This is a genomic window from Micromonospora sp. NBC_01405, from assembly GCF_045040155.1.
In the GTDB taxonomy this organism is placed as follows: Bacteria; Actinomycetota; Actinomycetes; order Mycobacteriales; family Micromonosporaceae; genus Micromonospora.
The window spans coordinates 2111808-2133666 of record NZ_CP109532.1; the positions used below are offsets into that span (position 1 = coordinate 2111808).

Annotated in this window: 27 protein-coding genes; 10 read left to right on the top strand and 17 right to left on the bottom strand. The window is 74.8% G+C overall.

From position 1 onward, the window contains the following. Positions 1 to 367 precede the first annotated feature (367 nt). Genes glp through OG559_RS08255 form a run of 3 tightly spaced genes read right to left on the bottom strand, consistent with a single transcriptional unit; the run spans position 368 to position 4944 of the window. Positions 368 to 1672 (bottom strand): gephyrin-like molybdotransferase Glp, encoded by a 1305-nt coding sequence (gene glp / locus OG559_RS08245; protein WP_405113977.1) that lies wholly within the window; start codon positions 1670 to 1672, stop codon positions 368 to 370. Then, positions 1669 to 2670 (bottom strand): UTP--glucose-1-phosphate uridylyltransferase, encoded by a 1002-nt coding sequence (locus OG559_RS08250; RefSeq protein ID WP_405113979.1) that lies wholly within the window; start codon positions 2668 to 2670, stop codon positions 1669 to 1671. The genes glp and OG559_RS08250 overlap by 4 nt, the downstream gene beginning before the upstream one ends. A 9-nt stretch (positions 2671 to 2679) precedes the next feature. After that, positions 2680 to 4944 (bottom strand): diguanylate cyclase, encoded by a 2265-nt coding sequence (locus OG559_RS08255; protein WP_405113981.1) that lies wholly within the window; start codon positions 4942 to 4944, stop codon positions 2680 to 2682. A gap of 84 nt (positions 4945 to 5028) precedes the next feature. On the opposite strand from OG559_RS08255, the gene OG559_RS08260 reads away from it, so the two are divergent. From OG559_RS08260 to OG559_RS08270, 3 genes are all read left to right on the top strand, one after another. Further along, on the top strand, positions 5029 to 5715 hold the full coding sequence (locus tag OG559_RS08260; RefSeq protein ID WP_405113983.1) for a 5-formyltetrahydrofolate cyclo-ligase: 687 nt from the start codon (positions 5029 to 5031) through the stop codon (positions 5713 to 5715). 18 nt (positions 5716 to 5733) lie between these two features. After that, complete coding sequence (locus OG559_RS08265) at positions 5734 to 6153, top strand: FmdB family zinc ribbon protein (protein WP_405113985.1); 420 nt, start codon at positions 5734 to 5736, stop codon at positions 6151 to 6153. Positions 6154 to 6345: 192 nt separating this feature from the next. Continuing rightward, positions 6346 to 6846 carry a flagellar biosynthesis protein FlgA gene (locus tag OG559_RS08270; protein WP_405113987.1) on the top strand — a complete coding sequence of 167 codons (501 nt, stop codon included), beginning with the start codon at positions 6346 to 6348 and terminating at the stop codon, positions 6844 to 6846. A 28-nt stretch (positions 6847 to 6874) separates the two neighbouring features. Here OG559_RS08270 and OG559_RS08275 read toward each other — a convergent pair whose 3' ends face one another. Then, on the bottom strand, positions 6875 to 7060 hold the full coding sequence (locus OG559_RS08275; RefSeq protein ID WP_396669232.1) for a hypothetical protein: 186 nt from the start codon (positions 7058 to 7060) through the stop codon (positions 6875 to 6877). A 64-nt stretch (positions 7061 to 7124) separates the two neighbouring features. Between OG559_RS08275 and OG559_RS08280 the strand changes: the two genes are divergently transcribed. Next, a complete protein-coding gene (locus OG559_RS08280) occupies positions 7125 to 7472 on the top strand; it encodes a hypothetical protein (RefSeq protein WP_405113989.1) in 348 nt (115 codons plus the stop codon). A 25-nt stretch (positions 7473 to 7497) separates the two neighbouring features. Here the strand turns inward: OG559_RS08280 and OG559_RS08285 are convergent, their stop codons facing one another. Further along, positions 7498 to 7980, bottom strand: coding sequence for a DUF2231 domain-containing protein (locus OG559_RS08285; RefSeq protein WP_405113991.1), 483 nt, complete (start codon positions 7978 to 7980; stop codon positions 7498 to 7500). A 200-nt stretch (positions 7981 to 8180) separates the two neighbouring features. Here OG559_RS08285 and OG559_RS08290 point away from each other — a divergent pair, with 200 nt between their 5' ends. Both OG559_RS08290 and OG559_RS08295 read left to right on the top strand, forming a co-directional pair. Continuing rightward, positions 8181 to 8609, top strand: a complete 429-nt coding sequence (locus OG559_RS08290; RefSeq protein WP_405113993.1) for a Fur family transcriptional regulator — start codon at positions 8181 to 8183, stop codon at positions 8607 to 8609. A 45-nt stretch (positions 8610 to 8654) separates the two neighbouring features. Then, positions 8655 to 9503 (top strand): oxygenase MpaB family protein, encoded by an 849-nt coding sequence (locus OG559_RS08295; RefSeq protein WP_405113995.1) that lies wholly within the window; start codon positions 8655 to 8657, stop codon positions 9501 to 9503. Between the two features lie 73 nt (positions 9504 to 9576). Here the strand turns inward: OG559_RS08295 and OG559_RS08300 are convergent, their stop codons facing one another. From OG559_RS08300 to OG559_RS08350, 11 genes are all read right to left on the bottom strand, one after another. Then, positions 9577 to 10488, bottom strand: coding sequence for a RecB family exonuclease (locus OG559_RS08300; RefSeq protein WP_405113997.1), 912 nt, complete (start codon positions 10486 to 10488; stop codon positions 9577 to 9579). 66 nt (positions 10489 to 10554) lie between these two features. Next, positions 10555 to 11169 (bottom strand): MarC family protein, encoded by a 615-nt coding sequence (locus OG559_RS08305; RefSeq protein WP_405113999.1) that lies wholly within the window; start codon positions 11167 to 11169, stop codon positions 10555 to 10557. A gap of 32 nt (positions 11170 to 11201) precedes the next feature. Next, positions 11202 to 12080: a PHP domain-containing protein gene (locus OG559_RS08310; RefSeq protein WP_405114001.1), complete on the bottom strand. Its 879-nt coding sequence runs from the start codon at positions 12078 to 12080 to the stop codon at positions 11202 to 11204. A 47-nt stretch (positions 12081 to 12127) separates the two neighbouring features. Continuing rightward, complete coding sequence (locus tag OG559_RS08315) at positions 12128 to 13369, bottom strand: hypothetical protein (protein WP_405114003.1); 1242 nt, start codon at positions 13367 to 13369, stop codon at positions 12128 to 12130. 50 nt (positions 13370 to 13419) lie between these two features. Then, positions 13420 to 14271, bottom strand: coding sequence for a SigE family RNA polymerase sigma factor (locus tag OG559_RS08320; protein WP_405114005.1), 852 nt, complete (start codon positions 14269 to 14271; stop codon positions 13420 to 13422). Positions 14272 to 14373: 102 nt separating this feature from the next. Further along, the gene (locus tag OG559_RS08325) at positions 14374 to 15246 is read right to left on the bottom strand and encodes a PH domain-containing protein (protein ID WP_396669223.1); all 873 of its coding nucleotides are present in this window, start codon (positions 15244 to 15246) and stop codon (positions 14374 to 14376) included. A 6-nt stretch (positions 15247 to 15252) separates the two neighbouring features. Continuing rightward, entirely contained in the window at positions 15253 to 15411 is a 159-nt protein-coding gene (locus OG559_RS08330) for a hypothetical protein (RefSeq protein ID WP_165878125.1), read from the bottom strand. 117 nt (positions 15412 to 15528) lie between these two features. Continuing rightward, complete coding sequence (locus OG559_RS08335; RefSeq protein ID WP_405114007.1) at positions 15529 to 16224, bottom strand: DUF6758 family protein; 696 nt, start codon at positions 16222 to 16224, stop codon at positions 15529 to 15531. Between the two features lie 158 nt (positions 16225 to 16382). Continuing rightward, on the bottom strand, positions 16383 to 17006 hold the full coding sequence (locus OG559_RS08340; protein ID WP_405114009.1) for a TrmH family RNA methyltransferase: 624 nt from the start codon (positions 17004 to 17006) through the stop codon (positions 16383 to 16385). 88 nt (positions 17007 to 17094) lie between these two features. Next, positions 17095 to 17631, bottom strand: a complete 537-nt coding sequence (locus OG559_RS08345; protein WP_405114011.1) for a hypothetical protein — start codon at positions 17629 to 17631, stop codon at positions 17095 to 17097. Positions 17632 to 17702: 71 nt separating this feature from the next. Next, entirely contained in the window at positions 17703 to 18218 is a 516-nt protein-coding gene (locus tag OG559_RS08350) for a MaoC family dehydratase (protein ID WP_387019458.1), read from the bottom strand. A gap of 548 nt (positions 18219 to 18766) precedes the next feature. On the opposite strand from OG559_RS08350, the gene trxA reads away from it, so the two are divergent. The 3 genes from trxA to OG559_RS08365 all read left to right on the top strand — a co-directional run bounded on the left by trxA (position 18767) and on the right by OG559_RS08365 (position 20690). Beyond that, the gene (gene trxA / locus OG559_RS08355) at positions 18767 to 19129 is read left to right on the top strand and encodes a thioredoxin (protein WP_387019455.1); all 363 of its coding nucleotides are present in this window, start codon (positions 18767 to 18769) and stop codon (positions 19127 to 19129) included. A 176-nt stretch (positions 19130 to 19305) separates the two neighbouring features. Then, a complete protein-coding gene (locus tag OG559_RS08360) occupies positions 19306 to 19671 on the top strand; it encodes a hypothetical protein (RefSeq protein WP_405114012.1) in 366 nt (121 codons plus the stop codon). A gap of 71 nt (positions 19672 to 19742) precedes the next feature. Beyond that, positions 19743 to 20690, top strand: a complete 948-nt coding sequence (locus OG559_RS08365; RefSeq protein ID WP_405114014.1) for an MFS transporter permease — start codon at positions 19743 to 19745, stop codon at positions 20688 to 20690. Here OG559_RS08365 and OG559_RS08370 read toward each other — a convergent pair. Beyond that, the gene (locus OG559_RS08370) at positions 20654 to 21073 is read right to left on the bottom strand and encodes a thiol-disulfide oxidoreductase DCC family protein (protein WP_405114016.1); all 420 of its coding nucleotides are present in this window, start codon (positions 21071 to 21073) and stop codon (positions 20654 to 20656) included. The two genes, OG559_RS08365 and OG559_RS08370, sit on opposite strands and share 37 nt — an antisense overlap. Before the next feature lie 350 nt (positions 21074 to 21423). Here OG559_RS08370 and OG559_RS08375 point away from each other — a divergent pair, with 350 nt between their 5' ends. Then, a complete protein-coding gene (locus OG559_RS08375; protein ID WP_405116489.1) occupies positions 21424 to 21831 on the top strand; it encodes a CoA-binding protein in 408 nt (135 codons plus the stop codon). Positions 21832 to 21859 lie beyond the last annotated feature (28 nt).

Here is a 21859-nt window from a genome sequence, read left to right on the forward strand (position 1 = left end):
ACTGCGGGGCTCGCAAGCTCACTCCTCGCGCTCACCGGGTCTGCCTTCCGCTCGCGACTGCGGGGCTCGCAAGCTCACTCCTCGCGCTCACCGGGTCTGCCTTCCGCTCGCGACTGCGGGGCTCGCAAGCTCACTCCTCGCGCTCACCGGGTCTGCCTTCCGCTCGCGACTGCGGGGCTCGCAAGCTCACTCCTCGCGCTCACCGGGTCTGCCTTCCGCTCGCGACTGCGGGGCTCGCAAGCTCACTCCTCGCGCTCACCGGGTCTGCCTTCCGCTCGCGACTGCGGGGCTCGCAAGCTCACTCCTCGCGCTCACCGGGTCTGCCTTCCGCTCGCGACTGCGGGGCTCGCAAGCTCACTCCTCGCGCTCACCGGCGCCGGTCCAGCAGGAGGACGTCCACGGTGGAGCCGGCCGCGGCGGCGGTGACCCGCTCGCCGAGCACCATCAGCCCGTTCGCCTCGGCCAGCCCGGACAGGGTGAACGGCCCGCCCGACAGCGGCTGGACGGTGTAGCCGCCGCCGCGCCGCTCGGCGACGTGCGCGGGCCGGAACTCGCGCAGCCCGCCGGGCGAGGTGATGGTCTCCAGCAGATGCGCGCGGACGCTCGGCCGGAACACCGGCTCGGCCCCGGCCAGCAGGTTGATGGCGGGGCGGGCCAGCACCTCGAAGCCGATCAGCGCCGCTCCGGGCTCACCGGGAAGACAGACCACCGGCACCTCCTCGGCGCCGACCGTACCGAACCCGAGGGCGGTGCCGGGATAGAGGGCCACTTCGGTGAAGGTGACCGGCCCGGCCCGGCCGCCCTCCCGGCGGGACAGGATCCGGCGCACCATGTCGCCCGGTCCGGTGCCGGTGCCGCCGGTGGTGATGATCAGGTCGGCGCGCAGGGTCTGGTCCTCCAGCAGCCCGCGCAGCCCCTCCGGGTCGTCGTCGCAGATACCCACCCGGTACGCCAGCGCCCCGACCTCGGCCGCGGCGGCGGTCAGCGCGTGCGAGTTGGCGTCCACCACCTGGCCGGGCTGGCTGCCCCGGCCCACATCGACCAGTTCGTCGCCGGTGGCCACGACCACCACCCGGGGGCAGGGCCGGACCACCACATGCCCGATGCCGGTGGCGGCGAACACCGCGACCAGGGCCGGGGAGACGTACGTGCCGGCGCGGGCGAGCAGCGTCCCGGCGGGCAGTTCCTCACCGGCGCGGCGTACCCCGTACCCCCGCTTGGGGGTGCGGAATATCTCCACGGCGGCCATGCCCTGGTCGGTCCACTCCACCGGCACCACCACATCGGCGGTGATCGGCAGCGGCGCACCGGCCGCGACGGAGAAGCAGGCGCCCGGGGTGAGCCGGACGGGGCGCCAGCTCGCCGCGCCGAGGTCGCCGACCACGTTCAGCCGCACGGTGCGGGACCCGGGCGGGCCGGCGTGGTACCCGGCGGCCCGGCCCGTGCCGGAGAGGTCCTCCCAGCGGGCCGCATACCCGTCCACGGCCGCCTGGTCGAAGGCCGGGAAGGAGTGCGGCGCGACGACGTCCTCGGCGAGGACGTTGCCGTACGCCTGGGTGAGGTCGAGGTCGAGCGGAGGCAGCGCGCGTAACCTGCGCAGCACGCTGCCCAGGTAGTCGGCGAGCGGCGTCAACTCGTTCGCGGCCGCCTCGGCGTCGGCCGTCGCGGTCATGTATTAGGACCGCCCGACCCGTCGCGCGTCCCGTTCAGGATCGCCGCGGTGACGGTCTCGTCGCCCTTGTTGACGAACTCGCCGAGCCACGCGCGGAACTCGGCCCCGAGGTCCTCCCGCTCGGCGGCGATCTGCACCACGGTCTGGAGGTACCCCAGCGGCATGCCGGTGTCGTAGCGGGTGCCCCGGTAGACGATCGCGTGCACCGGCACGCCCTCGGTGCGCAGCAGCTCCATCGCGTCGGTGAGCTGGATCTCCCCGCCGCTGCCCGGCTTCGTCCGCCGGATCGCGTCGAAGATCCGCCCCGGCAGCACGTACCGGCCGAGGACTGCGAGGTTGCTCGGGGCGTCCTCCGGCTTCGGCTTCTCGACCATGCCGGTGACCTTCACGACCTCGCCGATGTCGGTCAGCTCCGCCTCGGCCGGCTCGACGGAGGCGATGCCGTACCGCTTCGTCTCAGCCGGGTCGACCTCGAAGAAGGCCAGCACGACGCCACCGGTACGGGCCTGAAGCTCCAGCATCGCCGGCAGCAGCGGCTCGGACGGCTTGACGAACTCGTCGCCGAGCAGCACCGCGAAGGGCTGGTCCCCGACGTGCGACTCGGCGTACCCGACGGCGTGGCCGAGGCCGAGCTGCTCGGGCTGGCGGCAGGTGTAGATCTCGGCCAGTTCGCTGGGCCCGCGCACGGCGGCGAGCCGCTCGGTGTCGCCCTTGGCCTCCAGGCGGGCCTCCAGGTCCGGCCGACGGTCGAAGTGGTCCACCATCGATGTCTTGCCGCGCCCGGTGATCAGCAGCACGTCGCCGATGCCGGCCTGGGTGGCCTCCTCGACGATGTATTGGAGCACCGGCCGGTCGACCACCGGCAGCAGTTCCTTGGGCACCGCCTTGGTCGCCGGCAGGAACCGGGTAGCCAGGCCGGCAGCGGGAATGACGGCCTTGACGGCGCGGGAACGACCGGTTGCGGCGGCCGGTGAGGGGTTCGCTGAGTGCTCCGACATGTCGCGAGACTATCGGCCACGGGCGTGCCGCGACGGGTGAGGACCGGAAGACGCGCCGCCCGGCCCGGACCGCGCCACCGGCACCTCCGGCCGCCCGGCGTCGAGGTCGACCGGGCCGACCGCCGCCGCGACGCGGGACGGGGACTCCCGCCCGTCGATCGCCGCGCCCGCCCGGGGCAGCCCGTCGGAGGGGCTGACCGCGGCGGCCGGCACGACGATCTCCTCCACCGGGGGCCAGGGCCGCGCCTCGGCCAGCCGCCAGATGTCCCGGCCGGCCGCCTTGGCCGCGTACAGGGCGGCGTCGGCGGCGTCGAGGACCTGCTGGCCGGTGGTGGCGTGGTCCGGGTACACGGCGATGCCGACGGAGACGGTCACCCCGATGGTCACCCCGCCGGGCCCGTCCCACGCGACGGGGGTGTCCCGGACGGCCGCGCCGAGCCGCTCGGCCACGATGGTCGCGCCCCGCGCGTCGGTCTCCGGCAGCAGCAGCACGAACTCCTCCCCGCCCTGGCGGAAGGCCAGGTCCACCTCGCGGATCTCGCCCCGGAGCCGGCGGGCGAACTCGGCGAGCACCGCGTCCCCGGCGGCGTGCCCCCAGGTGTCGTTGACCGTCTTGAAGCGGTCCAGGTCGAGCGCGAGGACGCTGAGCATCCGGCCGAACCGGCTGGCCCGCTCCACCTCCCGGCGGATCGACTCGCGCAGGTAGCGGTAGTTCCACAGCCCGGTGAGCGGGTCGGTCAGCGACAGCCGCTGGGCCTCCTCGTGCACCCGGACGTTGTCCACCGCCACGGCCGCGTGCCCGGCGAAGGTGCGCAGGGTGACCAGGTCGTCGTCGTCGAACTCGTCCCCGCCGAGCCGGTCGTAGAGGACCAGCACGCCGAGCGCCGCCGCCGGCTCCGCGCCGGCCCGTTCGGCGAAACCGCCGGGGGTGGCGAAGGGCACCGCGACGTACGTCTCGCAGCGCGGCTCCCCGGTCGGTTCGGCCGCCGGATCGACGCGGCCCCGGCACGGCTCACCGGTGGCCGCCACCGCGCCCACCACCCCGCGCCCCACCGGCACCCGCAGCGCCGCCGGGTCGGCACCGGCGGGCCGCGCCGGGTCGGTGGCGTCCGGCAGTGCCCCGGCGGCGGGCCAGCGCCCGTCCAGCCCTTCGGAGCACCGCCCCACCAGCACCCCGCCGTCGACCAGCAGCACCGCCCCGGCCCGGGCCCCGGTCGCGGCGATCGCGCTGTGCAGGATCACCCGCAGGATGCGTTGCAGGTCGTGGGTGCTGGCCAGGGTGTCGCCGAGCACCGCGAGATGCCCGCGTAACTGGTCCCGGCTGCTGGTGAGCGCCTGCACGTAGGAGTCGGTCTCCCGGGTCATCCGGTTGAACGCGGCGGCGAGCCGGCCGATCTCGTCGCGGCTGCGCACCGGCACCCGGGCGCCCAGGTCGCCGCGGGCCACCCGGTCCACCGCGCCGGCCAGCTCGACCAGCGGCCGGGTGGTGACCCGGGCCAGCCGCCAGGCCACCGCCACCGCCAGCAGCCCGGCCAGCACCACCGCGCCGACCAGCGCCGCGTACAGGCCGGGGGGCTGCTCGCTGGGCACGGAGAGCACCAGCGGCAGTGGTTGCCCCGGCGACGGGCCCACCCGGCGGACGTACCGGCCGTCCACGGTCTCGGTGACCCGGTCCCCGGTGACCTTCCGCGCGGCGCTGAGGACCGCGTCGCGTACCCCTGGGTCCTCGGTGGTGTGCGCGACGCCGCCGGCTGCGTCGTCGAGGAGGGTGACCGCGACGCCGGTGACCGCCGCCAGCCGGGCCACGAAGCCCGGGTCGACCGGCTGGGCCGCGGCGACCGAGCCCAGGTCGACGCCGGCCCGGTCGCGCAGCCCGACCCGTGCGGTGAGCGCGCGGACCGGCCCACCGGCCGGGTCGTCGGCGGAGCAGTCCCGCCAGGGCCCGGTCAGGGCGTCGGGGGTGGTGTAGAGGACGCCGCCGGCCACGTCGGTGACCAGCACGGCGGCGGCCAGGCCCCGGCTCACCACCTGTCCGGCCGCGCCGGGCCGCCCGGCCTGGTCGGCGACGAGGGCGACCGCGTCGGCCGCCGCCCGCAACTGCTGGCAGAGGGCGTCGACCGAGGTACGCACGCTCGCCGCCGCCAGCCCGAGCCGTTCCGCCGAGCGGCTGCGGTCGACGGCCGCCATGGTCGAGCCGACGAGAAGCGCGCCGAGCAGGACCGGGCCGAGCACCACCGCGAGGAAGGCTGCCGTCAACCGCCCGCGTAGCGTCAACGCTTCCCCCCGGAAGTCCGCGCCTGATGCTAGCGATGCTGACACAGTGCGACCGGGTGGGAAACGTTGCGTCAGGAGTGTTGCGTGCCTGATTTTTCTGATGACGCGGAAGTGGCCCATGCGGCGAAGCGGAGTGCCCGGGTTGAACTGCTCGCCCGCCGCCGCGCGCTGCCCGCGTCAGCCCGGGCCGAGGCGGCGGCGCGCGTCCGGGCCGCGCTGGTCGAGGTGGTCCGCCGGCTGCGTCCGACCCGGATGACCGCGTACGTCCCGGTCGGCTCCGAGCCGGGCGGGCCGGAGCTGCCGGAGGCGTTGCGCGCGGCGCTGGCGCCCGGGGCCGAACTGCTGCTGCCGGTGCTGTGCGACGACCTCGACCTGGACTGGGCGGCGTACACCGGCCCCGGCTGCCTGGTCGCGGCCGGGCGGGGGCTGCGGGAGCCGACCGGCCCCCGGCTCGGCCGGTCGGCGGTCGCCGCCGCCCAGCTCGTGGTGGTGCCGGCCCTGGCGGTGGACCGGCACGGGCGACGGCTGGGCCGCGGGGGCGGCTCGTACGACCGGGCGCTGGCCCGGGTCGGCGACAGGGCCCTGACGGTGGCCCTGCTGCACGACGGCGAGCTACGCGAACACCTCCCGGTCGAGCCGCACGACCGGCCGGTCCGCGCGGTGGTCGGCCCCGGGACGGGGCTGCGTACGCTGACAGGCGGCCCCGGGTCGGTCCCGGCACTTCCGCTGGACGAACCCGGGTCCGATGACGCACCATTGGCACTCGAATGAGCCGAGTGCCAACCGGCCGTGCCAGATCATCCGGAGGAGAACGTGCCCACGTACCAGTACGCCTGCACCGCGTGCGGTCACCAGCTCGAGGCGGTGCAGTCCTTCTCTGACGAGCCGCTGACCGAGTGCCCGGCGTGTGCGGGGCGGCTGCGCAAGGTCTTCAACTCGGTCGGCATCGTCTTCAAGGGCTCGGGCTTCTACCGCACCGACTCCCGCTCCGGGGCCGACCCGGCCAAGAGCGGCTCCGAGAAGCCGGCCAAGTCCGACTCGTCGTCCGGCGACTCCGGGTCGTCGTCGAGCACGTCCGGCGGCTCGACCAGCGGGTCCTCGGGCTCGTCGACCTCGTCCGGGTCGTCGTCCTCAGGCGGCGCGTCCGGGTCGTCGTCCTCGGGCGGCACGCCGAAGGCCCCGGCGGCCAGCGGTTCCAGCTCCTCCTGACCCGGTTTCCTAGCAGATCGCCGCGCCGCGTGGGGGTTGTCCACAGGCGGCCCGGTTGTCCACAGGCCCCGCCCCGATCCGGGCGGGGCCGGCTCTTCCCGGCCTAGCCTGCTGCTCCCGGTGCCACCACGTGCCGGGCGAGGCGGGGTGCCCCGGTGCCACCGCGGCGCCCGGGGGAGGCGGGAGGACCGGATGGCGATCACCGGGGCGGGCACGGGATCACTGCGGCCGGTGCGCCGGCCCCGGCTTCCAGGACGGTCTGCGCTGCTGCGTACCGCCCTCGTCGCCGCCCTCCTCGGGCTCGCCGCGGCGGTCCTACAGACCCCGGCCGGCTGCCCGCCACCGCCGGGCGGCTCCGGCTCCCCCGGCCCGGGCCCGGTGCCGTCCATCGGCGGCCCGCCGTCCGCGCTGCCGCTGCCCGACGGGGCGGTCGGCGTCCCGGTCCGACTGGCCGAACCCGCCGCGCTCGCCGTGGTCCGCCCCGGCGCCCGGGTCGACCTGCTCGCCGTGCCGGCCGACGGCCGGGCCGCCGAGGCCGATCTGCTGGCGTCCCGCGCGCTGGTGCTCGACGTGGTCGGGGCCGGCGCGGCGGACGGCTCCTCGGCGCTCTACCTGGCGCTGCGCCCGGAGCAGGCGCAGCGCGCCGTCGGGCTGCCGGAGGGCAGCCGGTTCGCCATCGTGGTCCGCAGCTGACGCCGAGCGGGACGGGAGGCGGCGGGGCTCAGGCCCAGTGCGGCGGGCGCTCGGCGAGCAGCCAGTCGTCGTTGCCGCCGGACCGCTCGCCCCAACCCCGGTCGGTGTCGTCGGCCGTCTGCTCGGGCAGCACCACGAATTCGTCGCTCAGCTCGACGGCGCGGTCGTCGTCGCCGCGCGCCTGCGTCCCCGGGTCGATGCTCACGAGCGGCAAGAGTACCGGTTCCGGCCCGCGTCCGGTCGGCCACGCGGCCTCGGGGTTGGTAGCGTCGGACGGCGTGACGACGCCCAGCGGTGACCGCCCCGAGGACGACTACTGGCGCCGCCCGCCGGACATCCCCGGCAGCGGCGGCGCGGCCCCCGGCCAGGAACGGCCGGCCGGTGCCGACAGTCCCGGCCCGGCGGCCGGGTACGGCGGTCCGCCGCCCACCACGCCCCCGCCGCCCGGCTGGCGGCCCCCGGTGCACCTGCGGGCGGCACCGCCCCGGCACCTGCCTCCGCAGGACGCGGCCGGGTTGGACGTGGAGGAACAGCGCGCCCAGTGGGTCACCTGGAGCGTCGGCGGGGCCGCAGCGGTGGTGCTGGTCGCCCTGGTCTGCCTGCTCTGCTCCCGGGCGATCTTCTGACCGGGCCGGCTCGCCGCACGGACGGTCAGAGGGTGCCGCCCCACACCGCCTGGGCACCGGTGTCGCCGGTCAGGTAGACGTAGACCAGCGAGGCCACCCCGAGCACGACCACCACCACGGTCAGCAGCAGGGGCGCCCAGGAGGGCAGCCGGGAGACCCGGTCGTCGTTGCGGGTCACCAGCAGCAGGAGAAGGGCCGCCACGGCGAGGCCGACGGTGAACCAGAGCAGCGTCCCGCCGTACTCCGCGTGCTCGTGGACCTGGTCGAGGATCTGCGGCGGGTAGCCCTTCTCCCGCAGCGCATCCTCCAGCGCCTCGCCCGACTCCGTCGCCATCCAGGTGACGATCGGGGTGACCACCGCGAGGGCGGCCACCGCCCAGCCGAGCCGGGGGCGCCACCTCGGCAGCAACCCGTAAGCGGCAGCCAGCACGGCCAGCAGCGGAACGAACACCACGGCGGCGTGAATCACCAGAACGTGGCCTGGCAGCCCGTTGATCTCCCTGAACACCCGACACCTCCGGCAGTGGACGCGGTCCGCGGCAGCCAGCGTACGACGACCCGACGCCACGGCAGTGCTGACGAACGGGTACACGCGCGCGTCGATTGCCCGGTTCAGCCCGTGGCCCGGGCGATGGCGGGCTGTGGCCCTGACCACCCGGTCGAGGAGCTCGCTTGTCGCCTGGTGGGGGCCGTGTTGTCATTGACCTCATGTCCGGTGGTGAGAAGCTGCTCCGGTCGAGGGGCCTACGGGTCACCCGGCCGCGCCTCGCCGTGCTGGACGTCCTCGCCGCCGGCGGCCACCTGGAGGTCGACGAGATCACCCGCCGGGTGCGGGAACGCCTCGACTCCGTATCCACCCAGGCCGTCTACGACGTCCTCGGCGCGCTGTCCCGGGCCGGGCTGTCCCGCCGGATCGAGCCGGCCGGCAGCCCCGCCCGCTACGAGGCGCGCGCCGGAGACAACCACCACCACGTGGTCTGCCGGGGTTGCGGCGAGATCGCCGACATCGACTGCGCGGTCGGCGCGGCCCCGTGCCTCGACCCGAACAACGCGTACGGCTTCGAGGTGGACGAGGCGGAGGTCACCTTCTGGGGGCTCTGCCCAGCCTGCCAGTCCCGCCGCTCCGCCGACGACTGACGCCACCCCCGCCGGCCGGGCTCGGGGCGTGGCACCCTTGGTCGGGTGGACTCCGATGACCTCGGCCTGTTCGGTCCGGGATCGGTCACGTGGAAAGTGCACGAGGAGCCGATCCTGATCGTCGCCGGCCTGCGTTCGCTCTACCTCCAGGCGCTGCATCCCCGGGCCGTCGCCGGGGTGGCGCAGAACAGCGACTACCGCGCCGACTCGTGGGGGCGGCTGGTCCGCACCGCCACGTACGTGGCGACCACCATCTACGGCACCACCGCCGAGGCCGAGGCCGCCGGGGCACGGGTACGCCGGCTGCACGCCCGGCTGCGCGCCACCGACCCGGCCACCGGGGAGAAGTTCCGTGTCGACGACCCGGAGTTGCTGCGCTGGGTGCACGTGGCCGAGGTGGAGTCGTTCCTCAGCACCGCCCGCCGCGCCGGGCTGCGGCTGACCGACGCCGAGGTGGACGGCTACTACAGCGAGCAGCGCCGGGTGGCGGCCCTGGTCGGGCTGGACCCGGCGGACATGCCCGGCACCGCCGCGGAGGTGGCGGAGTACTACCGGCGCGTCCGGCCGGACCTGCGGATCACCCGGGAGGCGGCGGAGACGGCCGTCTTCCTCACCGCTCCGCCGATCCCGTGGAAGCTCAACCTCCCGGCCCGGGTCGGGCTGAGCCTCGGGCCGGCCCGGTTCGCGTACCTCGGCGTCGCCGGCACCGCGTTCGCGCTGCTGCCGCCCTGGGCCCGCCGGATGTACGGCGGGCTGGGGCTGCCGACCACCGAACTGTCGGCCGACCTCAGCGTGCGCGCCCTGCGGCTCGCCCTGGCGGCCCTGCCGCGCCGCTGGCGGGAGGGCCCGTTGCAGCAGGCCGCAAAGGCGCGGGCAGCCGGCGTCGCCGCCTGATGCCCGCCGGTCCTGGCCCGCCTCGACCGCGGCGGCGCGGTGTCGGTCAGGCCGTCCGGCGGCGCGGTGTCGGTCAGGCCGTGCGCTCCATCGCCGCCCAGGGCTCCTTGCCCGGCGTCTGCGAGCCGGTGGGGCAGGTCCGGCGGTAGTCGCACCAGCCGCAGCGCGGCCCGGGCATGGTGGGGAACGCCTCTTCGGGGTCGGCCCCGTCGGCGACCGCCCGCTCGGCGGCCATGATGTCCCGCGCGGTCTCCTCGGCGCGAGTGAGCTGCCGGGTCAGCGACTCGGCGGTGTGCTCGTGCGCCGCGATGGTCCCCGTGGGCAGGTGGTGCAGCTCCACCCGGTGGCACGGCCGGCGGAACACCCGCTCGGCGGCGTACGCGTAGAGGGCCAGCGCCTGGGAGCCGCGCGCGTCGTCGGCGTCCGTCCCGGCGCGGCCGGTCTTGTAGTCCACGATCACCAGCTCCGGGCCGTCGGGGCCGGGTCGGGAGTCGATCCGGTCGGTGCGGCCGTTGAATGCCAGCACCGCCGTCTTGACCGCCACCACCCGCTCGACGCCGACGGGTTCGGCCTCCGGGTCCAGGGTGCCGACGTAGGACTCCAGCCAGCCCAGCGCCCGCCGGTACGCCTCCCGCTCCTGCTCGTCGTCGCGGTAACCGTCGCGGACCCAGGTGCCCTTCAGCAGCGCGACCAGCGCCTCCGGTCGCCGGCGGTCGGCGGGCAGCGCGTACCAGTTCTTCAGGGCGGTGTGCACGCTCGCGCCGAGCGAGTTGTGCGCCCAGGGCGGACCCTTCGGCGGCGCCGGCCGGTCGACGTACGAGTAGCGGTAGCGGCGGGGGCAGTCCGCGTACGCGCCGAGCTTGCTGGGCGTGCAGACGAACAGCCGCTCCGGCATGCCGTCGAAGCCGAGCTGCTCGGGCTGGCCGGCGCGGGCCCGGGGGGCCCGAGCGGAGGTGGATCGTCCGGGTGAGGAGGCTCGTCGCACCCCACCGATCCTGCCACCCCGGTACGACGGTCCGCCCGACCCGGTCGGCGAGTCGGGTCGGTCGGCTCAGGCCATGTTCACGTACTGGGTGACGAAGGCAGCGACGGCGTCCGCGATGAGCTGCACCGCGATGGCGGCGAGCAGCAGGCCGGCGATCCGGGTGAGCACCTCGATCCCGCCGGGCCGCAGGATCTTGACGATCCCGCCGGAGAAGCGCAGCACGAGCCAGACCGTGAGCATCACCGCGACGATGGCCGCCGCGATGGCACCGTAGTCGGTGGCCCCGTCGGCCTGCTGGACGAAGAGCATGGTCGCCACGATCGCGCCCGGCCCGGCCAGCAGCGGGGTGCCCAGCGGCACCAGGGCGATGTTCGAGGTGGACTGTTGGGTGGGGTCGTCGGTCTTGCCCGTGAGCAGCTCCAGGGCGACCAGGATCAGCAGCAGCCCGCCGGCCGCCTGGAGCGCCGGCAGGTCCACGTGCAGGTAGGCGAGCAGGGTCTGCCCGGCCACGGCGAAGACCACGATCACCCCGAGCGCCAGCGCCACGGCCTGCCACGCCGCCCGGTTCCGGTCCCGGGCGGGCAGCGGCCCGGTGAGCGCGAGGAAGATCGGCATCATGCCCGGCGGGTCGACGATGACCAGCAGGGTGACGAAGACCTCGCCGAAGAGCTTGGAATCCACCCGGACACGGTAGCGGCGCGGGTGGAAGCGGATCAGGTCGAAGCGACAGGCGTCACCCCGCCGGCCTCGGCCAGGATCCGCTCGTACACCTCGGCGGCCGTGGTGAACGCGCCGAGCCGGACGGTCTTGTGGGTGCCGTGGAAGTCGGACGAGCCGGTGACGAACAGGCCCAGCTCGGCGGCGAGCGCCCGCACGTGCGCCCGCTCGGCGGGCGAGTGGTCCTCGTGGTCGGCCTCCAGTCCGGCGAGGCCGGCCGCCGCCAGCTCGACGATCAGCCCGTCCGGCACGATCGGCCCCCGCCGGCTGGCCCTCGGGTGGGCGAGGACCGGCACGCCGCCGGCCGCCCGGACCAGCCGGACCGCCCGGAACACGTCGAGGTCCTCCTTGGGCAGCCGGTAGCGCTCCCCCAGCCAGGCCGACCCGAACGCCTCGACGGTGGTGGTCACCAGCCCGGCCCGGATCAACGCCTGGGCGATGTGCGGCCGGCCCACCGTCCCGCCGGCCGCCCCGGCCAGGATCTCCGGCCAGCTCACCTCGACGCCGTCGGCGCGCAGCAGTTCGACGATCCGCTCCCCACGCACCTCACGGCCGGCCCGCATCAGGGCCAGCTCCGCGACCAGCTCCGGGTGGTCCGGGTCGAAGAGGTACGCGAGCAGGTGCAGCGCCACCGCCGGCTCGGCCCCGTACCAGCGGCAGGAGATCTCCGCGCCGCGGATCAGGGTCAGCCCGGGAGGCAGCGCCGCCACGGCGGGCGCCCAGCCGGCGGTGGTGTCGTGGTCGGTGATCGCCAGCACGTCCAGTCCGGCGTCGGCTGCGGCCCGGACCAGCTCGGCCGGGGTGAGGGTGCCGTCGCTGGCCGTCGAGTGGGTGTGCAGGTCGATGCGGGCTGCCGGCCCGGGGTGCGGGGTCATCGCCCGACGCTACCCGCCGCCGGCACGGCCCCGGCCAGGGCCGGAGGTCAGGGGATCACGTCGGTGACCACCACCGGCCGGCCGCCCGCATCGACGCCGGCCACGGGAGCGGCGTCGGCCTGCTCCCCGGCGAGCACCCGGTCGGTGCGCACCTGCACGAGCCAGCCGCGCCCGTCGACGTACCCGGCGGTCCGGGTCGGGGTCCAGGCCGCCGCGCCGGCCAGCGCCGGACCCGCTCGGCGGGCCACCGGCGTCCCGTCGAGGGTGGCCAGGTCGATCAGGAGCGCCCCGGTGGCCTTCGACGCGCCGGTGCGGCCGTTGGCCAGCAGCCAGCGCCCGTCGGCGGAGACCGCGCCGAACCCGTCGGCGTCGAGGACCGGCCCGCAGGCGGTACGGGTCACGGCGAGGTTCCGGGCGGGGTCGAGCAGCGCCAGGCAGGGCCGACCGGGCGTACCGCTGGTGACCAGGCCGATCGCCCGGCCGTCCGGCAGCGTCCCGTGGACGGCGAGGACGTCGTCCCCGGTCCCGGCGGAGAGCCCGCCGGCAGCCGGTCGCCACACCGCGTACCCGGGACGGGTGGGGTCGAGGCGCACGAGGACGGCGTCGCCGACGAAGCCGACCGGGACGGACGGCCCGGGGGCCGGCGTGCTGGTGACCGCGACCAGTCGCTCGCCGACGATTCCGGCGAGGGTGATCCGGTCCCCGTCCCGCCAGGCCACCTGCCGGCCGGTGGTGGCGACGGCGATGGCCTCCGCGCCCGCGAGGAGCGCCTGGCTGCTGCCGTCCGGCCGCACGGAGACCAGGGTCCGGCCCGCCGCGGTCGGACCGCTCACCACCAGCCAGCCGCCCTGGTCGGGGATGCGTTGGGCCCGGTCGACCGCGCCCAGCCCGAGCGGGATGCTCTCGGCCCGGGCGGTGCGCAGGGTCGTGCCGACGATCAGGTCGACGGCGGAGCCGCCCGGGCCGGGGACCGGTCGGGCGGCCCCGGCCGACGGGCTCGCCACCAGGTGCGGGGTCGGGCTGGCGGTGGCTTCACGCGGGTCGCCGAGCACCACGGTCGGGGTGGTCGGGTGGCCCGGCTGCGCACCGAACTGCACCAGGCCGGCACTGACCAGCACGGTGGCCGCCCCGGCGAGGGCGATGCCGGTCAGGGTGCGGCGGCGACGGGTGCGGTTGGCGCGCCGGATGGCCAGCCCGGCCGGGTCCACTGCGAGGGGTCGGAGCGTGGCGGCCTGCCGGGACAGGGTCTCCCGGACCGCGCGCTCCAGCTCGTCTCTCGGCACATCCATTGGACGCCCGGGGCCCCTCGTCCGGTTGTCAGCGGGGTTGGGCACGCCGCTCACCGCCTCTCCGCGCCGACGGCCCGGGTCGACGCCCCGACGGCGTCGGCCGCGACGGCGTCGGCGACCGGCGGGGTGGGGGCGGCCACCGGCGCCGAGTCCTTCGGGTGGCCGCTGCGGCGTGGGGCGCCGGCGGCACGTTGGGCATCGGCCGGCACGCGGGACGAGGCGGGTGCCGGCACGCGGGACGGCTCCCCGGCCGGCGCGGGCCGCAGCGGCGGCGTCCGGGACGCACCGGGGCGCGGGCCGGCCCGTCCCGGGACGGGGGCGTCGGACGCCGCGGCCCGGGACGGGCGACGCGGCGCATCCCGACCGGCGGACCGCGTCGACCCGGGCAGGTCGGGCAGGTCGAGGGCCGCCTGCTCGCCCAGTCGGCGGCGCAGGGTGGCCAGCGCCCGGGACGTCTGGCTCTTCACCGTTCCCGGGGAGATCTCCAGCAACGCGGCGGTCTGCGCCTCCGACATGTCCTCGTAGAAGCGCAGCACCAGCACCGCCCGTTGCCGGCTGGGCAGCGCCCTGAGGTGCCGCCAGAGCACATCCCGGTCGAGCTGCTGCTCGATCTCGTCGGTCCCGGCCCGCTCGGGCAGCACCTCCGTCGGCCGTTCCCCGTGCCAGCGTCGCCGCCACCAGCTCGTCGAGGTGTTGACCATGACCCGGCGGGCGTACGGCTCGATCGCGTCGATCCCGCCGAGCCGCCGGCAGGCCAGGTACGTCTTGGTCAGGGCCGTCTGGAGCAGGTCCTCGGCTGTGGCCCAGTCCCCGGCGAGCAGGTACGCGGTGCGCAGCAGGGCACCGGAACGGGCCTCGACGAACTCACGGAAATCCTCCTCCAGCGGGTCCCTACCGGCCACGCCCACCTCCCGCGCCCCCGTGCCCTGCTGGCAGGCTGCCACGCCGGGGCGCGTCGGTCGACGGCGATTGGTGCCTTGTTCTCCGATGTTCGGACGGAATTCTCAGGCGCCGTCGTCGGCCTTGGCCTCGTCCGCCTCCTTGCCCAACCGCGCCTCGACTGCCTGCGGCTCGTACATCTCCTCGACGACGCGCAGGTAGAGCTCGTTGGGGTTGGGCAGGTTCTTGATCTCGCGGAGCGCCTGGTCCTGGCCGGCGGACTCCAGCACGAAGGTGCCGTAGTTGAGCGCGCGGCCGGTCGGGCTCTGCTCGTATTTCATGTCGGTGACCCGGGCCAGGGGCATCATCGCGACCTTGCGGGTGATGATGCCGTTGACGACCATCACCCGCTTGTTGGTCAGGATGAAGCGGTCGTACCACCAGTCGGCGACCCGCCAGGCGACCCAGCCCATCACGGCGAACCAGAGCAGCACCGCGACGGTGGTCAGCGCGCCCACGTCCCGCCCGGCGAGGAAGCCGGAGAGGTAGCCGAGGACGAAGGTCGCGGCGATGCCCACCAGGATCGGCGTGGTGAGGTGAATCCAGTGCCGCTTCCACTCGCCCCGGTACCGCTCGGTGGGGAAGAGGTAGCGGGCGACGAGCGAGCTGGGCTCGTCCTCCAGCGGGAGGACCCGCCGGGGGCCCAGCGGCATGCCGGAGGCGTCGACCCGCAGGCCGGCCAACTCCTCCTCGGAGATCTGCGGTGCCTGGTAGCCGGCCTCGGGGTCGCGGACCCAGGCACGCCCGGGGCGCTCCTCGCCCGCGTACGGACCGTCGCCGTAGCCGACGTCGTCCGAGAACGGGGGGCCGTCCGAGGGACCAGAACGGGAACCCGGCACATCGTCGGGTCGGACCCGGGGAATCGGCTCCGTGTCTCGCTCCCGGCGCCCCCGGTCGGGGTCGTCGGGATCGAAGGGGGGGCCGGAGGGGCTTCCCATCGGCGGCTAGGCGATGAGGCTGGTGAAGAAGTCGCCGAAGCCTTGGGCGATGTCCATGATGCCGCCACCGATCGACTTGAAGACGTCTGCGGCCGAGTTCGGCCGGTAGGCGACAAAGAAGATCAAGAATGCGATACCGGCCCAGGTGAGGACCTTCTTGACCATGGCGGGCCATCCTCTCGCGCTGGCGCCGGGTCCATTTACCGCAGCGGCACCCAGAGTATCAGTAAGGTGTCGTACAGTGAATCTTTGCGTCCGTTCTCCGACAGAACGGGAGACTTGTCAGGCCTTCCCGTGCAGGTACGGGGACGGTGCGCCGTACACGAGCTCGGACGGCGTCCACTCCGTGAGGTCGCGCAACTCCACGTCCTCGGCGAGCAGATGCCCCGCACTCGCCGGCCAGGCTATCGCATGGAGCCACATTCCCCGAGCCTCGCCGGCGTACGCGCTTCGATCTGTCGGAGAATTCACGAGCCACAGTGGAGTCGGATGGCCGGCCACCCGGATCCTGGCCTGTCCGATGTGCTCCGGATGCCCGGGGCCGGGTTCGTTCAACGCCTCGGCGAGTTGCGGGCCCGGATCGGGGCCCGCCAGCCCGGCGAGCCGGGTGCCCAGGCCCACTCCCGGCTCCTCGGCCACGAAGACCAGATCGGCGGGGCCGCCGCTGAGCGGCTCGGGCCCGGCGCAGGCGATCGCGGTGGCCCGCACCCCGGTCCGCTCGTCGCCGGCGTATGCCACGCCCGTCAGGGTCCAGCCGGGCGGCAGTGGCCAGGGGCACCACACCGGCGTGGCCGGCTCCGCCCCGGGCGCGGCGGCGGCGACCCGCTCCACCACGCTGGCCATGATCTCCGCGCCGATGTGCTCGGGCACGTGCAACGGCGGCACCGGGCCGCAGCGCAGGCACCGCCATTCGGTGTGCATGAGGTCCGGCTCCCGCACGGATCCACCACACCTCGGACAACTCACCGTGACACTCACGTTTCCACCGTCACCCCGGACGGCCGGGCCGTCAAGTCGAGCGGCCGTTTCCCCGGCGCGTCGGGGCGGGATTCCACCGACCGTGCCCGACCTCGGCGCAGGGTCACCGGGCCGGCGTCCCGCCCGGATCCGGGTGGCGGACCGGTGTGGACACCAGCTCAGTCGGGCGGCGGGCCGGCGTAGGCCCGGATCCACGCGTGCATCGCGATGCCGCTGGCCACCCCGGCGTTGATCGATCGGGTCGAGCCGTACTGGGCGATCGAGAAGAGCTGGTCACAGGCCGTGCGGGCGGTCTCGGACAGCCCTGGGCCCTCCTGGCCGAAGAGCAGCACGCAGCGGCGCGGCAGGGTGGTCGTCTCCAGCGGTCGGGAGCCGGGCAGGTTGTCGATGCCGACCACCGGCAGGTCCCGCCCCACCGCCCAGGCGACGAACTCGTCGATCGTCTCGTGGTGTCGGACGTGCTGGTACCGGTCGGTCACCATGGCGCCGCGCCGGTTCCACCGCCGCCGCCCGACGATGTGCACCTCGGCGGCGAGGAAGGCGTTGGCGTTGCGGACCACCGTGCCGATGTTGAAGTCGTGCTGCCAGTTCTCGACGGCCACGTGGAAGCTGTGCCGGCGCCGGTCGAGGTCGGCGACCACGGCCTCCCGCCGCCAGTACCGGTACCGGTCCACCACGTTGCGCCGGTCGCCCCCGGCGAGCAGGTCCGGGTCGTACCGGGGGTCGTCCGGCCGGTCGCCGGGCCACGGCCCCACGCCGACTTCGAGCTGGTCACCCGTCACGGTCTGAAGAGGGTACGGTCCGGCCGCCGGCCGCCGGCCGTGGGGTGCCCGCGGGGCCGGTCGCGGGCCGGCGGGGACGGCGGCCTGATCAGCCCAGGTCGAGCGCACCGCAGAGCCGGTCCAGGAAGCGCCGGTCGGCCGGAGCGGTGGGCACGTCCGCCGGGGCCGGGACCCCGCCGACGGTGACCCGGCAGACCCGGGCCGCCACCGACTGCACCCACTGCCGGTACGCGGCCGAGTCGGCGGGGTCGGCCCGGCGGCGCAGCACCCGCACCGCGGCCCGGCAGGCGGCCAGCAGGTCGACGAGGTCGGTGAGCCGGCCGGCCGGGGCGGGCGCCCCGTCGTGCCGGGCGTAGATGACGGCCACCACGGCACGGACCAGGTCGCTGTCGGAGGCACGGCCCGCCGCCACGGCGTCCAGGCCGGCGAGCCCGGCGACGACGCCCCGCGTCGGGCGTCCGGGGGCGGGCGTGGCGGCGGCCACGAGCACGCGGCCGGGCAGCCCGGTCAGCAGGTCCCACTCGGCGGCGGAGTAGACGGCGGTGGTCAGCGGTGCGGCGCGGCGGCCGGCAGAGGGCGGCTCTCCGGCGACGGAGTGGCTCATGGGGACCTCCGGCGCCAGCATAAGCCTCCGACCAGGGAAAGGGCCCCAACCCGCGGAAGACGGCGGGAGAGGCCCGGCGCCGGACGGGAGGGTCAGCGCGGCTCGGGGAAGCTCGGCCGCTCCGGGTCGACGCCCTCTCCGACGGCGTTGGCCGCGTACTCCCGCTTGGGGACCATCACCCGGCGCCGGAAGACGCAGACCATGGTGCCGTCCTGCTTGTAACCGCGGGTCTCCACGGAGACGACCCCCCGGTCGGGCTTCGAGCCGGACTCGCGCTTGTCCAGCACGGTGGTCTCGCCGTAGATGGTGTCGCCGTGGAAGGTCGGGGCCACGTGCCGCAGCGACTCGACCTCGAGGTTCGCGATGGCCTTGCCGCTGACGTCGGGTACGGACATGCCGAGCAGCAGGGAGTAGATGTAGTTGCCGACCACCACGTTGCGCTGGAACTGGCTCGCCGACTCGGCGTAGTGGGCGTCCAGGTGCAGGGGGTGGTGGTTCATGGTGAGCAGGCAGAAGAGGTGGTCGTCGTACTCGGTGACGGTCTTGCCCGGCCAGTGCCGGTAGACCGCGCCGACCTCGAACTCCTCGTAGTAGCGGCCGAACTGCATCGATGTCCCCTTAACGGCGGCGACAGAGTTCGGGCCAGCATGCCTTATCGAGTGTTAAGGCGGGGACCGAGGCCGGCCGGCCGAGGAAATGTCACACCGGCGGCGGCACTTGGGGGGAGACGCAATGAGCGGCGGGGCCCTCCCCGGCACCCGCCGCCCACGCTCTGATGCGACAGATTCTGCCTTACGGCGATGCCAAACGAACAGAGACCGACGTCACATTTATCTTTTCGTAACAATACTCTGCGTGACCGTCAACTAATTCCGGAGCGATCTCCGCAGGTCGGATCGGCGCTAGTCAGGCATCAGATCACCAGCACGGCGCCGCCGCCTGGGCGGACGGTCATGGAAACGCTCCCATCACGGCTCGTCACGCAAATGCGTCGTGCATGTGCACCCCGCAAGCCGGGGACGACAGACGCAGGTCGATGCCCCTGGGCGCCCGCCCGCCGGCCGGCGGGGTTTCGGCACCGGTTGGCCGGGAATTCGTGGGCACCCGTCCTGGTTTCATGAGGCGTAGTTGATTCCTCGGTGATCGGAGAGTGCAAATGGCAACCGTTGAGCTGACCACGGGGAACTTCGACGAGGTGGCGGGCAGCGACGGCATCGTCCTCGTCGACTTCTGGGCCGAGTGGTGCGGCCCGTGCAAGCGGTTCGCCCCGGTCTACGAGCGCTCCTCGGAGAAGCACCCGGCCATCGTCTTCGGCAAGGTCGACACCGAGGCGCAGCAGGAACTGGGCGCCAAGTTCGACATCCGCTCCATCCCGACGATCATGGCGATCCGGGACGGCGTCATCGTCTTCTCCCAGCCCGGCGCCCTGCCCGAGTCCGCCCTGGAGAACCTCATCGAGCAGGTTCAGGGCCTCGACATGGACGACGTCCGCAAGAAGCTGGCCGAGCACAACCACTGAACCGACCACCGCGACGGCCGGGCCCCAACTCCGGGGCCCGGCCGTCGTCGCGTCCCGGGTAGGGCCGTCGCAGCGGGCCGGCCGTCGCAGCGGGCGGAAAGTACCGGTACGGCCGGTGCCGACCGGCCGACGGAGGGACCCCTGCCAGCCGATCCATCCCGTATGGTCCTGAACCGATGGAGACGTTGACCCGGTCCGGCCGGGCGGTCCGGCTGGGCGCGACCGCGCTCGGCCTCGCCATGCTGCTCGCCGGCACGGCCTGGGGCAGCGACGACCACTTCCCGTTCGGCCCGTTCCGGATGTACTCCACCTCGGACCCGCCCGACGCCCCCGCCCCGGACACCCGCGTCGAGGGCGTGGACCGCACCGGCGCGGTGGTCGACCTGGACCAGGACGCCACCGGCATCCGCCGCGCCGAGATCGAGGGCCAGCAGAGCCGGTACGTCGCCGAGCCGGACCGGCTGCGCCAGGTCGCCGACGCGTACGCCGAGCGCCACCCCGACGCCGCCGGGCTCGTCGAGGTGCGCATCGTGATCCGCTAGTACGGCATCGAGGGCGGCCGGCCGACCGGTCGCTGGGCCGACGAGACGGTGGTCAGCTGGCAGGCGGACCGGTGATCGGCTGGCTGACCGAGGCGGTCCCGCGCGGCCGGGTGGCCGCCTTCCGCACCCTGATTTATCTCTTCGTGGCCGCCGACCTGGTGTTCTTCACCCCCTGGGTGCGCACCCGGGCCAGCGTGCCCGGCGAGCTTTACCAGCCGCTGCTCGTCGGGCGCGCGCTCCCGCTGCCCACCCCCACCCCGGCGCTGGTCGCCGCGATCTTCTGGGCCCTGCTGCTCCTCGCCGCGCTCGCCGCGACCGGGCGCGCTCACCGGCTGCTCGGCTGGTCGGTCTTCGCGCTCTACCTGCAGTGGATGATCATCGCGATGAGCTATGGCAAGGTCGATCACGACCGGTTCGGCCTGCTCGTCGCGCTCGCCGTGCTCCCCGCCGCCGGGCGGGCCCGGCACGGCGACCCGACGCGCACCGAGGCCGGCGGCTGGGCGCTGCGAGTCACCCAGATCGCGGTGATCTGCACGTATTTTCTGGCCGCGTTCGCCAAGTTCCGGTTCGGCGGGCTCGACTGGGCCACCGGCTCGGTGCTGGCTCGGGCGATCATCCGGCGCGGCACCGACCTGGCCGACCTGATCGCCGGGGTGCCGTACCTGCTGCTCGTGGCGCAGTTCGGCATCCTCGCCTTCGAGCTGCTCAGCCCGGTGGTCTTCCTGCTGTCCGAGCGCTGGCGGCAGGCCATGATCGGCTTCTTCTACTCGTTCCACCTGGTCACCGTGGCGACGATCACCATCTCGTTCGCGCCGCACCTGGCGGCGATGGCCGGCTTCCTGCCGCTGGAGCGGGTGCGCCCGGTGCTCTGGGCCCGACGGCTCGGCGGGCGACGCCAACCCGGCCCGCGCGGGACCGGCGGGTCGGAGCCGGCGCAGGCGGCCCCGGCTACAGCCACGGCCCCGGCCACGGCCGCCCCGGGTCAGGCGTCCGTGGCGGGCCGGCCGGCCGGGCCGTAGAGCCGCTCCCGCGCCTCCTGGGGCAGCGAGCAGGCGGCGGCGCCGCCCGGCAGCCGGTGCCGGTTGCGGGCCACCCAGCGGTACGCCGGCCAGGCCGCCGCGAGGACCGGCGGGAACCGCAGGCCGGCCCCGGCCACCCGCCAGAGCGGACCGCTGTCGCCGAGCAGCCTGGCGATCGCGTCGGGACCGGCGGCCCGGGAGCCGTCCGCGCCGACCCACTGCACGGCCTCCTCGCACTCGGCCTCCGTCAGGCCCAGCGCGTCGAGGTCGGCGAACTGCCAGGGCAGCACCCGCGCCCCGGTGGGGATGCGGTGCTCGATGAACTGGGCGCACTTCGTACAGAACGCACAGTCGCCGTCGTAGACGAAGGTCGACGTCTCCATGGCTCCATCCTCCCCCGGCCGGATGACCGCCGGGGTTCTGGTGTCCCGCAGGTCACTTGCACTTCTTTCGCACACGTGTTCGAATGATGGCCATGCGCTGGGACAACCTCTCCGCTCCCCCGGACGAGGGCGGTTCCGAGCGGGCAGCGCCGGCGGCTCCACCCCTGCCGCCGGCGCTGCCCGGCGCGACAATTCGCACGTTCGACATCCCGGGGTTCGCCGGGACGACCGGCCTACCGGGTCACTCCGGGTCATCACCAACCGACACCGGCGACCTCATCGCCAACGGCATGGTCAGCCACAACCGCTTCGCCCGCAACACCCGCCGACCGGCCGGTTACAGTCGGTGGGTGCGTACCGCCCAGCAGATCCTCGCCGATTCCGCCGTGATCGCCGTCGTGGGCGCGTCCCGAGACCCGAGCAAGGCCGCGCACCGGGTGCCGGCGCAGATGCAGCGGTACGGCTGGCGGATCATCCCGGTCAACCCGACGGTCGACGAGCTGTTCGGCGAGCGGGCGTACGCGTCGCTGGCCGACATCCCGCACCCGGTCGACCTGGTGGACGTGTTCCGCCCGGCCCGGGACGCGGTCGGTGTGGTCCGCGAGGCGGTGGCGATCGGCGCGCCCGCGGTCTGGTTGCAGCTCGGGATCGTCTCGCCGGAGGCGCGGCGGATCGCCGAGGAGGCCGGGATCGACTATGTCGAGGACCGTTGCCTCATCGTCGAGCGCGCCGCCGCCGGCCTGACCCGCCTGCCCTGACCCGCCTGCCCTGACGGGTGTCGCCCCC

What these genes read in the sequence shown, in the direction of transcription:
- OG559_RS08315 (WP_405114003.1), bottom strand. Translation starts at nt 13,369, where the DNA reads ATGGATGTGCCGAGAGACGAGCTGGAGCGCGCGGTCCGGGAGACCCTG.
- OG559_RS08330 (WP_165878125.1), bottom strand. Translation starts at nt 15,411, where the DNA reads ATGGTCAAGAAGGTCCTCACCTGGGCCGGTATCGCATTCTTGATCTTC.
- trxA (WP_387019455.1), top strand. Translation starts at nt 18,767, where the DNA reads ATGGCAACCGTTGAGCTGACCACGGGGAACTTCGACGAGGTGGCGGGC.
- OG559_RS08360 (WP_405114012.1), top strand. Translation starts at nt 19,306, where the DNA reads ATGGAGACGTTGACCCGGTCCGGCCGGGCGGTCCGGCTGGGCGCGACC.
- OG559_RS08350 (WP_387019458.1), bottom strand. Translation starts at nt 18,218, where the DNA reads ATGCAGTTCGGCCGCTACTACGAGGAGTTCGAGGTCGGCGCGGTCTAC.
- OG559_RS08290 (WP_405113993.1), top strand. Translation starts at nt 8,181, where the DNA reads ATGTCCGGTGGTGAGAAGCTGCTCCGGTCGAGGGGCCTACGGGTCACC.
- OG559_RS08310 (WP_405114001.1), bottom strand. Translation starts at nt 12,080, where the DNA reads ATGACCCCGCACCCCGGGCCGGCAGCCCGCATCGACCTGCACACCCAC.
- OG559_RS08250 (WP_405113979.1), bottom strand. Translation starts at nt 2,670, where the DNA reads ATGTCGGAGCACTCAGCGAACCCCTCACCGGCCGCCGCAACCGGTCGT.
- OG559_RS08370 (WP_405114016.1), bottom strand. Translation starts at nt 21,073, where the DNA reads ATGGAGACGTCGACCTTCGTCTACGACGGCGACTGTGCGTTCTGTACG.
- OG559_RS08270 (WP_405113987.1), top strand. Translation starts at nt 6,346, where the DNA reads ATGGCGATCACCGGGGCGGGCACGGGATCACTGCGGCCGGTGCGCCGG.
- OG559_RS08345 (WP_405114011.1), bottom strand. Translation starts at nt 17,631, where the DNA reads ATGCTGGCGCCGGAGGTCCCCATGAGCCACTCCGTCGCCGGAGAGCCG.
- glp (WP_405113977.1), bottom strand. Translation starts at nt 1,672, where the DNA reads ATGACCGCGACGGCCGACGCCGAGGCGGCCGCGAACGAGTTGACGCCG.
- OG559_RS08325 (WP_396669223.1), bottom strand. Translation starts at nt 15,246, where the DNA reads ATGGGAAGCCCCTCCGGCCCCCCCTTCGATCCCGACGACCCCGACCGG.